Below are 12569 nucleotides of genomic sequence, written 5' to 3'. Positions count from 1 at the left end.
TTTCCGTTCCGACTAGGCGCTTTGTTGCTGCCGCTACGTTAGCACTACGCTTTCGCACAGAGCAAAGCTTCCTGGGGGCGTCCGATGAGCCGCTTCGCTTCGCTGCAGGGTCTCGGGCCAACACGATGTTAGTTACGAAGGCGTTATCACAGGACGTGATGCTTTTAGCCTTCGTTCCTCTATATCGCTGATCCCCAAGGAGTCGCCCAGCCTCCACTCCAATCAACTTAATACATTGCATGCATTTTAACAATATTATGCCTCGAAGCACAACGACTATAGTTAAACGTATGAGCTGTTTTCAAAGCATCTACCTGGTAAAACGTAGAAAATCATTGATTCTACGAGTGCAAAGTCAGCTCATAAAACAAATATATTTATCCTTTTCTTTTTAAAAACCAAAATAATAAAGTTAAAATGAAAAGAACAAATGGTGTTAGTCCAATATATTTAAAAGAATTTTTTGCTCCTAATAAAAAATAAAATGCTATAGGCAAAAATGTAATTGTACTTATCAGCATAAAAACCCAAGACTTTTTAAAAATACCTACTATTAATGTGACTCCAAAAATGAAAAATGAGAGCTGCCATAGGAACAAAATTGTGTTAGAATCCGCCATATCGTCTTCTCCTTTTTAACATCTTCCTATATGAGAATGGGCTCTGATTATCCCTAGATGGTATCTATCGATGACATTCATTTATGTGTACAGGATTCTTCGATTTTCTAATAATTACCAGTACGAGCAGCACGGGAATCTAATCAATTACAGCCTCTTCCTTGTACTTTTCATTTAACACACTTAACATCTTAATAATTGCCGTTTCCTCACTTGGTACTTGTAAGGACGCAAGCTCACGTACTTTATGTTCACCTACACAAACGCTTTCTTTTGCCTTTGCAAACATGGACGCATCATTCGTATCATTACCAAATGCGATAAATTCACCTTCAGCGATACCTAACTTCGTTAAACCATTCCATTTATCTATGCCGCTCGGGCTCATATCTACAATATTTTCAGATGTATGTTCATACAACGAGATTGGTAGTTTTTTTAGTTCGCCTACTATTTCATTACGTTGCTCTCCAGGGAATAATACAGCTTTCACTATATCCTTCAACTCTTGCAACGAAACATTTTTCGCAAGTTTTAATGGATCTAAATTTTGATAAATTGGATGTGTCTCACTACCTGTATATGCATAATCCCAATCACCGTCTATTAAATACGGCAATCCAAATGCTGAAATAATGTTTTGAATCTCTTCTACAATTTTTGCTTCAAATGCTGTTACCTCAATAATTTCACCGTTCCGTGCAACAAATGCACCATTTCCCCCTACCATTGAAAATTTTCGCATTGTTTCAGGTAATACTGGTAGTAAATCACGAATCGGACGAGCTGATGCAAAAATGATTTCATGCCCGTTTTCGATGCAAGCTTCTAAAGCATTAGTAACACCCTCACTTAATGGTTGTCCCTTAAAGCAAATCGTACTGTCTAAATCAAATACAAATTTCATTGTCACGCCCTCTTTCTAAACTGTTAATTACCCATTTATTATCTCATAAATATTTACATTTATTGTAGAAATAATAGTGATTATTATCATAACGTAGGGTCGATTTCCATTCCGACTGGGGGCATCCGATGAACCAAATAAGAGAATTTTTTTATCATTTTCAAATGTTTGATTTCATAATAAATGAATGACCTCAAACAAGACAGAAAAGAAATAATTTTTAGAATATTATTGACAAATCAAAAATATCGCAGTATGATTGCTTTCAACAACACATTATTGTAGGCCAAGATTGGAAATAGTAGAAATGAAAGTGTACTTGTAGAGAGTCGGTGGTTGGTGCAAACCGATAGGCACACATTTTGAACTCGTCCATGAGCCACTCCCTGAACTTTAAGTAAGGGACGTCGGTTTCCTCCGTTAACGGGATAGACAGTGATAGCTGTCGATAAGGGGGCTTTTTCTGTAAAGAGAACGTCAATTAGAGTGGTACCGCGAGCATAAACTCGTCTCTATATTTTTATATAGAGGCGAGTTTTTTTATTTTTATTGGCCTAGGTGTGGATTTCGTCTCTAGCAGAGCTAAAGGTTAAAAGCAGAGACAATATTAATATTACTACTACAAAAGGAGTGTTTGAAAATGGGAAGAAAAATTTGGGTGTTTGATACGACTTTACGTGATGGCGAGCAAGTGCCAGGTGCAAAACTGAATTTATATGAAAAAGTAGAGATTGCTCAGCAACTCAAAAAATTAGGCGTCGATATTATCGAAGCTGGGTTCCCCGCTTCATCACAAGGAGATTTTGATGCAGTTAAAGCTGTTGCACAAAAAGTTGGGAATACAAGCGACATTATGATTACTGCTTTAGCACGTGCTGTACAGGCAGATATTGATGCTGTTTATAATGCTGTAAAATATGCAGAAAATCCGATGATTCATATGGTACTCGGTACTTCTGATATTCATGTTGAGAAAAAATTTAGTAAATCCAAGGATCAAATTCTACAGATTGGCGTAGATGCAGTAAAATATGCGAAAACTCTTCTACCACAAGTCCAGTATTCAACAGAAGACGCTTCTCGTTCAGATTTCGAGTATCTTTGGAAAACCATTGAAGCCGTAATGAAGGCTGGTGCAACAATGATAAATGTACCTGACACAGTTGGCTTTGCAGAACCAGAAGAATTTGGAGCGATGATTTATAAACTAAATGATCGTATGAAAAACTTAGACGATAGCGTTCTGTTAAGTGTTCATTGCCATAATGATCTTGGAATGGCAACTGCTAATACGCTTGCTGCGATTAAAAACGGCGCAGATAAAGTAGAATGTACAATTAACGGAATTGGCGAACGCGCAGGAAATGCTGCATTAGAAGAGGTAGTCATGGCATTGAAGACACGTAGCTCGGTATACAATGCTGAGACGCGTATCAACACAAGAGAAATTATGAATACGTCTCGTCTTGTTTCAAGCTTTATGGGCTTAGACGTACAAGTAAACAAAGCGATTACTGGAGATAATGCTTTTGCCCATTCATCTGGTATTCATCAAGACGGTCTTCTTAAATCTCGTGATGCCTATGAGATTGTCCATCCAGAAGATGTAGGTCTTGACGATATGGAGCTAGTCCTGACAGCTCGCTCTGGACGTCACGCGGTGAAAAATGCTCTTGAAAAACTTGGCTTTTCAAATCTTACAGCGGATGAATTCGAAGGAATCTTCGAAGGCTTCTTAAAGCTGGCTGATGCAAAGAAAGAAGTTTACGATCACGATTTATATGTTATTGTAGAAAGCTATTATGAAAAGCATGATGCAAACAATGCTAACGCCACTCACTATAGTGATCAATTCTTTGATTTCGATGATTTACAAGTCGTCAGCAACGTAAGTTTCCCTTCAGCAAGTGTGAAAGTACGTAAAGGCGGGGAAATATTTAAAGCAAGTGCAGTTGGCTCAGGTCCGATTGATGCCCTATATTCAGCCATCGCAGAAATTACAAACATCGATGTGAAACTTGTAGAGTATAATATCAATAGTGTTTCTCGTGGTAAAGAAGCGCTTGGTAAAGTAAAAATAACAATCGAGCATGAAGGTGAAAAATATATCGCAAAAGCTGCAGATACAGATATTTTAAAAGCGAGTGCGCTAGCTTATATTAATGCCATCAACAGTATTGTTGTTGCTAAATTAACGCCTGTTATGAACTAAATAATAGATCAATTATGCCTCGGCATAATTGCGTCCGGAATCGGCTTTGTGCTTAGGCCTGCACGAGGGCCGACACGATGTCGGTCATTTCGGTATTGCCACAGGACGTGGCGTTTTTACCGATGCAGGTCAGTTAGCCGTTATCGCATGGATGCGATGATTCCCCTAAGCACTCTTTTCCGATGCCGTGACATCCGCCGGAGGCTTTAACTACTTTCATCTGAAAGAAGTTAAAAGCAGTATGGCACTATTCGGAGTCATACTGCTTTTACTTTTCCTATCGACTGCCCTCAACTAACTTTTGATATTCCTCTTCAATTAGTGCCACATCAAGACGTTCAAACAGTGGTGTCACTTCACTAATGCTTGTTGGTAAGTCTACTTGTTCATGCCACTTCACTTCTTTGATCCCTAACATTTTTCTCACCTTCTCAGCTGAAAACGGTAAAAATGGATGTAATAGCTGTCCAAGGTTGGCAATGATATAAACACATGTTGCTAATGTTTGATTTCCAGCTTCCACATTCTCTTTCACCTGTAGCCATGGCTGCTGCTCGTCAAAATAGCGATTAGCCGCACGAATATATTCAAAAACAGCCTCTAATGCTTGCTTAAAATGACCCGCTTCTATATGATTCCCAACATCATTAAACAGCTGAGTTGTTCGTTTTCGAATAGTGTCATCTACCTCTGCATGAGGCACTTGACGATCAAACGATTTCTCTAAAAACTTCAATGTACGATTAACAAAATTACCGTAAGCGCCAAGTAATTCACCATTATGACTATAAATAAATTCTCGCCAAGAGAAATCAGTATCGCGATTTTCTGGCGCATTCATTGTTAAAAAGTAACGAATAGAATCTGCATCGTATCGACTTAAAATATAAGGCACCCAAACCGCCCAGTTTTGACTCGTCGATAATTTTCGTTTTTCTAATGTTAAATATTCGTTTGATACAATATTTGTAGGTAATGCCTTTACTCCCATCCCCATTAGAATGGCTGGCCATATAATTGTATGGAACGGGATATTATCTTTACCATGCACATAATATGAAATCGTTTCTTCATTCCACAAATCTTCAATCGCTATTTGGTGCTGCCTTGCCCATTCCAAACTCGCTGTTAAGTAACCTGCTACTGCTTCAATCCACACATATATTTTTTTGCCTTCAAAACCTGGTACTGGCACATCTATTCCATTTGGTAAATCCCTTGTTACAGCACGATCCGGAACCCCTTCTGCCAAGTAACGCTCTGTTAGACTTAAGGCATTGTCTCGCCAGCGTTTTTCTGCCTTTGCCTCCGCTAAATAAGTCTCTAGCCTCCCCTGAAACTGACTAAAGGCAAAGTAAAAATGCTCTGTCTCCTTGATAATTGGCGCATTCCCACAAATCTTGCAGCGTTTATCGATTAAATCGAGCGGGTCTAAAATGGTTGAGCAATTATCACATTGGTCACCACGTGCCATCGCACCACAGTTTGGACAAATCCCCTCGACAAATCGGTCAGGTAAAAACTGCTTGTCCGTTTCACAATAAGCCTGTTCAATTTTCTTTTTGTATAAAAAATTGTTCGCTAATAGCTGTAAAAAAATTGTTTGAACAGATTCATGATGGTGCTGCGCATCTGTCCGCGTATGCAAATCATAGGTAAATCCTAATTCATTGAAGCATTTTGAAAACTCTTCGTGATAATGATTAGCAATTGCTTCCGTTGTCGTATTTTCCTGTGCAGCCCGAATAGAAATCGGGGTGCCATTACAGTCACTTCCTGAAACATATAATACCTTCTCGCCCTTTTGTCGATAATATCTAGCCAAAATATCGCCCGGTAATAATGCAGCAACATGCCCTAAATGCAAAGAACCGTTTGCATATGGCCACGCGCCTCCAATAACAATTGTCATCCTAAGTTGCTCCCCTCGAAAAAATGTAAAAAGTGTAAGGTGTGTTGATCAACCATTTTTATTCATCTAAACCTGTATTCACTTAACCAAGACACCTGAAAAAATGTATAAAAAAACGCCCTAATCAAAATTGATTAGGACGAGTATACCCGTGTTACCACCTATATTTACAAATAACTCTCACTATTTGCCTCCATCAGTGCGTCTCATTTCAAATTTCAATGAGAGATACTGCCGCTGTTGTAACGAGTGCCCATCTCGTCGTAATCTACTCGCAAACTTGCTTTCGGTACGAAGCTCAAAGGTCATTTTCAAAAGGGGACATTTACCTCATTTCCACCAACAGAGGCTCTCTATATAATGCTTATCCAATTTACTTTTCCTTATCAATGCTTTTATTATAGATTTCCACTATCTTACTCTTTTTACCCTTGAATTGCAACGCATGTCGATAAATATCTGAAAGTTCTCGATAAAACGAAAAAGTTAGGCGATAAATCAAAAAAGTTGGGTGATAAATCATTCAATCTTCTCGATAAATCAGGAAATGTAGTCGATAAAATTTTAGCCTAACTTCAAATCTAGTAAGTTTTTTAAATCATCGATGACGATGTCTGCTTTCTGTAATTCTGTTTCCTGTGCAAAGTCAAAACGAACACCAACAGAGAATAACTGATTGTCATGAGCAGCTTGAATATCAGAAGAACGATCACCAACAACTGCCCCGCGTTCAATAGCATTTTCCTCAATTACCTTTTTCACTAAATCCGATTTATGACCACTCGAAATGGACTGAATACTATATGTACTTTTAATAAAACGTTGTAATTGATAAGTTTCTACTATCGCCTGTAAATACTCAGTTTGTCCATTACTAGCAATGAATAAATCGTAGTTATCCGCCAAAGCAGACAGTGTTTGCTCTGCATGTGGATACAATGCGCCCTGACGATTTCGTATTTGTTCAATAAGCTTAACATGGAATAATGCATTGCTTTCTTTCCGTGTCGCTAGCGTATGCATAGGACATAACGTTTCCCACACAACAGGTAATGGAACCCCCATAATTTCACGGTATTTCTCTATTGGCGTTTCTCCCTGCCACAAGCCCTTTGCACGTAGCACATCGAACGTTGCCGATAGTGCTGGTTCTAATATAAGATTTGTTTGAAATAAAGTACCGTCCATATCAAAAATAATAGCTTTTTTCATAAAATCACCCCTTCTACTATTATCAACGTATTCATTAGAAAGAGTGTTGCAACCTTTAGACATCAAAAAAACTCCATATGCATTTTTTCCTTTTTATAATAATCCAAGCGATCCTGTAAAGTCCCTGTATGAAATTCGAACTTATGACCGTCTGGATCTGTGAAATAAATCGATTTTTTATCTCTCACATCTCTTTGTCTACCTTCTAGGATATTGACATTAAGTTGGATTAACTTTTCATACAATTTGTCAAAATCTTCCTCGTGGATAGAAAAAGCTAAATGTGTATAGGATTGATGTATTTCATTACGAGGAATATCCTTTTCTACATTCAGGGCAAGCCACAGCCCATTTACATCAAAATAGGCTGTACTTTTCCCCTTCACTAATAATTTTGCGTCAAAAACCTTTTCGTAGAATGCAATGGATTCCTCTAGATTTGAAACTGAAAATAATAAATGATTTATGTTTCGGATTGTCATATGTGTGTCCCCCAACTATGAGATAACCGTTCACCCTCATATCAAGTTTCGTTTAATTAGATTTTTTACCTTTCTTCCCCTTCGCAATTTGCTTTGATTTGCGTTGCTCATTAAGTTTTGCCTGTGCATTTGCTTTTCGTTCGATAAAAGCAAGCTCTCTTTGCAATTTAAAATAGCTTTGAAGGCGGGATTGTTCAAGCACACCATCTGTAATGGCTTGCTGTACAGCACAATGCGGCTCCTTCTGATGTTTGCAATCTCTGTAACGACAGGCTGTAGAAAGTTCCTCAATGTCCTTAAAACTAGAAGATAAGCTGTCACTCTGATCCCATAATTGTAATTCTCGCATTCCAGGTGTATCAATTAAACAGCCACCACCTGGCAATAAAACTAATTCACGATGTGTGGTTGTATGGCGCCCCTTCGCATCATCTTCACGAATATCCGAAACCTTCATATAGTCCTCACCACTAAGGGCATTCGTCAATGTAGATTTCCCTGCTCCAGAAGAACCAAGCAATGCTCCTGTTACGCCTTCCGTAAATAGCGCACGAATATCCTCTAAGCCCTCACCTGACAGAGCACTAGTCACAAAAATATCCACACCGAACGCTACAGACTCAACCTCACGTATTTTACTAGCAATATCTTCACAAAGATCAGCCTTCGTCAATACAACGACCGGCTTCGCACCTGAATCCCACGCAGCTACTAAATAACGTTCTAAACGACGAATATTAAAGTCTGCATTTAAGCTCATCACTAGAAGCACGATATCAACATTCGATGCTACGATCTGCTCTTGTACTTCCGCCCCCGCTGCCTTCCGTGAAAAGACTGATTTTCGTGTAAACAATTTATGAATAATCGCCTTTTCCTCACCAGTCATTTTCTCAACTAGCACCCAATCCCCAACTGCGGGAAAATCCTCACGTGCTAATGATGTATACGCGTAATGTCCAGCAATCGTTGCCAGCCACTCTCCTTCTTCAGCCAGCACACGATAGGAATGCTTATGCTCCAATGTAACCCTAGCCGGCACACAGTTCGCTAGCTTAGCCTCCTGTTTAAATCCAGTCATTTGATCTTCAAAATATGTTAAAAATCCTAAAGTTGTTAAATTCAATTTGTTTTCCTCCTAAATATGCATATCGTTTATCATCACTTGAAAATAAACACAAAAAAACCATGTCTCTGCGCAATTCGGCAGTTACAAGGTTCACAGGCACATTTAAGAGAATATACAAAACACCACAATCATGAATTAAATTGTATATTTTAGGCGTGTGAAATTGAACAAACCGAATTGCAGCTCATTAAAAACGGATCTATTCATCATGTCACATCACCTACTTTCGATTTTGTTATTTTTAATATAACGGAATCTTCCGAAATTGTCAATTATAAGATATCTTTTTAAAGAATCTTCACCATAACAATGGGGGTTATTACCTCTCCGACCGTCGCTTTTTTAAGAGCGACTAATACCTATAGTACAATAGGTATTACTCACAAAGGCGTCAAGTAAAACGATTATCAAAATATGATCCAAAATCAACAAAAGTTGATTTTGATACCATTTTAAAGTGTGTTATCGTTAAAACCAAATATTAAAGCCTATATCCAAGAACTTACATCTACTAAAATTCAAGACATCTTAACCATTTATAAAAACCATGCTATACTGTAATATACTCACTTAATTACCAATATTGTAAAAAATATACTTAATCACTTGCAGACATTTTATAAAGAAAGGATAAAATATGAACACGACTACTTCCCAAAAAGAAATTATGGATTGTGCATCTAATTGGATTATTGAGTCTTTTTTCAACCAGCAATTACAAGATGCTGCCCTTGGATACATACAATATAAATTTAAACAGCCTTTAAATTTCTCAAAATTAACTGAAATACACTACAAAGTTTTTAGAAATGTACATAATAAAAAAGAATTAATAGAAATTCAAACTATTGTAGAACTTATTCTTTTATCAGCTGATATATTAGATGATATTCAAGACAATGATGCCCCGTGTAATCCTTGGAGTAACAAAAGCCTTAGTTGTAATTTAAATATTTTACTCGGGTACTTGCTTATAGCTTTTCAAAGAATACATTACATCGACTGTTCTGAAAATGTAAAAAAATTCTTTAATATAATTATATATCCATCTCTACTTGATGCAATTAATGGACAACATACTGATTTAACTAATAATCATACTACTGAACAAGAGTATTTTGACATGACAGCATTGAAATCAGGATCTCTCATCTTGTTGGCAAATTTACTTGGTGCCGGAAATGTACACCCAACAACATTTGAAAAAATAAAAGAATACTCCTATTATCTCGGCATTATTGCACAAGTAAGAAATGATGTAAATGATTTATCTTACGCGATACATAAAAATGATATCAAAGATAAAAAGAAGACACTTCCTATTTTATATTATCTACACATACAAGATCCAAGATTTGCATCAATAAAGGAGTATTATAACAATGATGTCTCTTTTGAAGAATTGCTTGATAGCGAGCTTCATGCATTACACTCTTGTATTAATAGCGGTGATGCAATAACATATTGTAAAATTGTTGAGCAAATATATCTAAACAAGTTTAAAGAATGTATATATTCTTTAAATATCCCACCTAAGTATAAAAATTTACTACTCACTATCAAAGTTTAGACGTTATTTTGAAGCCCAAGAGCTTGAAGTCGGTAGAATAGAAGTATTTGCGCTTTCAAGGGATTTCAGAGCATTCTTAATTATTTCGATTTCATCTGCAGATACCATATATGCCAATTTTTCTTGCCCGACATTACTCGAATTATTTAATAAAAAATGAACTAAATCCATTAACATTTACATTACATCCTTTCAACTATATGTTATTTGTTCTTAAAAACACTATTAATGATAGGAAGCGAAATTATGGTATTTAAAAAAATCTTTTTAATTTTAAGTGGTATATTCATAATTTTACATTTTTATTTATTTTCATTAATGCTCAAGCCATATATGGGTATAAATATTTCTAGTAATTCATCTGGTGACTATATAATAACCCATATTAATAAAAACGATGGATGGGTACGTTATACAGCCGTTTCACCCGGTGATATTATTACAAAGGTTGACGGACAGCCAATCTCTGATGTCTCTATAAACAGAGGAAGCGAACTAGAAATTACAGATGGTGAATTTACGCAAATAGTTACTACTCCAAAATTTGAGACAAGACGTACTATTGAAGAACTAATTATTCCAAATATATTTTCTGTACTAGCACTAGTTTTATCCATGTTAGTGGTTAAATCTCCGAATGCTGTAAATCGATATTTCATTGGATTCTTGTTATCAGCTGCTTTGAGTTTATTTGCTTCGACCGAGTCTGGAAGGGATGATATTATCGCCAATATCATCATGGCTATTTTTCTGCCACTTGGATCATTGTTTTTAGTTTTATTTATCTTTGCTCTTCTTCATGACAGAGGAATTATTCAACAACAATCATCTATGTGGTTTAAATTTAATAAAGTATTATGCACAGTTGTCGTATCAATCAGAGTATTCAGTTTATTTTATAAAGGGCATATTTCAGCAATTAGTGCAAATTTAATTTTATTTTACTTTTGCGCAAACGTTTTTTGCGTGATTCTTATATTATGTTACTACTACATAAAGAACAAATCTCAGGAAGGAAAGATTATACTAAAATGGTTGTTATGGATTAATATACTTGCCTTTACACCATTTATATTACTCCATGCATTACCTTATATTCTAGATTTACCTTACCTAGACGACGATGCTGTTGAAATTTTTTTATTTATCATCCCTATTGGCTATTTCTATTTATCTGTTTCTAAACAATTAATTGATTTAAACTTCATTTTAAATCAAATTCCTTATTACTTTTTACTTTCACTTTTACCTGCAATAAGCCTTGCTACAATTATTATTTCTGACAACTTAAATCCTGATTCTAAGATTTTATATTTTTTCTTATTAATGTTTGTAACTGCAAGTATTATTGTTATTTTACTTTTTACCAAAGAGAAAGTGGACTTCATCCTTCGACACCGACTTTGGATGCGGGATGATAGTTTGTCTCAACAACTTGAATTTTTTATTCAAAAATTATCATCAAGTATGAAAGAAAATGATTTAAAAAATTTGTTTATTAGCCAACTTCAAGAATCGTTAGGGCCAAGCATTATTGCTTTTATAGCATTTGACTATCTTAAAGACGATTTTCAGTTAGAAGAAATTTCGAGAGACGAACAAGCCATTCACCTTTCTGAAAAATTTAAAGATATGATGCGTAATCATAAAAATATAGATTTGCTTGAATATCAGGGTTTGTTAGGTATGAGGATTCATACTATCGAATCTTCCCACACCTATATATGGATTGGCTATAAAAAGAATCAAACAGTTTTTAATCTTCATGAAAAAGTATGGTTTATTAATATTGTCAAATATTTAAGGCTCGTATATGAAAACATTTTCGCCGTTGAAAATCTAATTCATTCTATTGAACAAACCAAACTTCAACAAACACAATCTTCTTCTACTTTATCTCGTTTTTTGTTTCAGCTATCCGAGCAAGAAAGAAAACGTTTAGCAGCTGATCTTCATGATTCAGCTTTACAAGATCAAATTATTTGGTATCGTACACTTGAAAACTTGATAGCTACGAATCCTAATCTTTCGTTTGAGACAACGGAACAATTAAATCAAATAAAGACAGGGATGCAAGATGTCATTCAACAAATACGAACTACATGCAATGAACTTCGACCAGCTTTAATAACAGAAGTCGGATTAGTCTCAGCTTTGGAGGCATTATGTGAAAAGACGCAGATGAAGGCTGGCTTTGACATAAAATATGATTTCTCTCCGATTATTGAACATAACGATTATAATTTAGAAGTTTGCATTTATCGTGTTATACAAGAGCTTCTCAATAACGCATATAAGCATTCCAACGCATCTTTAGTTTCCCTATGTTTATGGGAAGATGAAAAGCAAATATACCTAGATTATCGGGATGATGGTGTTGGATTAACTACAACTACAACAATAAATAATACGCATACAGGACTAACCGGTATAAAAGAAAGAATTTATAGTTTTAAAGGACATATTGTCTTTCTAACTGAAGTTAGTCATGGTGTTGAAATTCATATAACAATTCCGAGGTGAAA

General features: G+C 36.0%; 9 protein-coding genes and 2 other annotated features. Of the genes, 3 read left to right on the top strand and 6 right to left on the bottom strand.

The genetic code is table 11. The features are described from left to right. Positions 1-759: 759 nt before the first annotated feature. Positions 760-1527: an HAD-IIB family hydrolase gene (locus tag ACVYAD_RS10320; RefSeq protein WP_476426263.1), complete on the bottom strand. Its 768-nt coding sequence runs from the start codon at positions 1525-1527 to the stop codon at positions 760-762. Positions 1528-1806: 279 nt separating this feature from the next. Continuing rightward, positions 1807-2044, top strand: a binding site (T-box leader). Positions 2045-2167: 123 nt separating this feature from the next. Here ACVYAD_RS10320 and ACVYAD_RS10315 point away from each other — a divergent pair. Beyond that, positions 2168-3739: a 2-isopropylmalate synthase gene (locus tag ACVYAD_RS10315; RefSeq protein ID WP_349659373.1), complete on the top strand. Its 1572-nt coding sequence runs from the start codon at positions 2168-2170 to the stop codon at positions 3737-3739. A 277-nt stretch (positions 3740-4016) separates the two neighbouring features. On the opposite strand, the gene metG is transcribed toward ACVYAD_RS10315, so the two are convergent. The 4 genes from metG to rsgA form a co-directional block, all read right to left on the bottom strand. Next, entirely contained in the window at positions 4017-5651 is a 1635-nt protein-coding gene (gene metG, locus ACVYAD_RS10310) for a methionine--tRNA ligase (RefSeq protein WP_476426260.1), read from the bottom strand. A gap of 132 nt (positions 5652-5783) precedes the next feature. Next, positions 5784-6050, bottom strand: a binding site (T-box leader). A 165-nt stretch (positions 6051-6215) separates the two neighbouring features. After that, on the bottom strand, positions 6216-6863 hold the full coding sequence (locus ACVYAD_RS10305) for an HAD hydrolase-like protein (protein ID WP_476426259.1): 648 nt from the start codon (positions 6861-6863) through the stop codon (positions 6216-6218). 62 nt (positions 6864-6925) lie between these two features. Beyond that, positions 6926-7345 (bottom strand): FosM family fosfomycin resistance protein, encoded by a 420-nt coding sequence (fosM, locus tag ACVYAD_RS10300; RefSeq protein ID WP_476426257.1) that lies wholly within the window; start codon positions 7343-7345, stop codon positions 6926-6928. Between the two features lie 52 nt (positions 7346-7397). After that, positions 7398-8471, bottom strand: a complete 1074-nt coding sequence (rsgA, locus tag ACVYAD_RS10295; protein ID WP_476426255.1) for a ribosome small subunit-dependent GTPase A — start codon at positions 8469-8471, stop codon at positions 7398-7400. 640 nt (positions 8472-9111) lie between these two features. Between rsgA and ACVYAD_RS10290 the strand changes: the two genes are divergently transcribed. Next, complete coding sequence (locus ACVYAD_RS10290; protein ID WP_476426253.1) at positions 9112-10044, top strand: polyprenyl synthetase family protein; 933 nt, start codon at positions 9112-9114, stop codon at positions 10042-10044. A gap of 3 nt (positions 10045-10047) precedes the next feature. On the opposite strand, the gene ACVYAD_RS10285 is transcribed toward ACVYAD_RS10290, so the two are convergent. After that, positions 10048-10221, bottom strand: coding sequence for a hypothetical protein (locus tag ACVYAD_RS10285; RefSeq protein WP_476426252.1), 174 nt, complete (start codon positions 10219-10221; stop codon positions 10048-10050). 69 nt (positions 10222-10290) lie between these two features. On the opposite strand from ACVYAD_RS10285, the gene ACVYAD_RS10280 reads away from it, so the two are divergent. Next, positions 10291-12567, top strand: a complete 2277-nt coding sequence (locus ACVYAD_RS10280; protein ID WP_476426250.1) for a histidine kinase — start codon at positions 10291-10293, stop codon at positions 12565-12567. Positions 12568-12569 lie beyond the last annotated feature (2 nt).

The organism is Lysinibacillus sp. G1-3, assembly GCF_056322905.1.
This window is presented reverse-complemented; position numbering and strand designations above follow the sequence as displayed.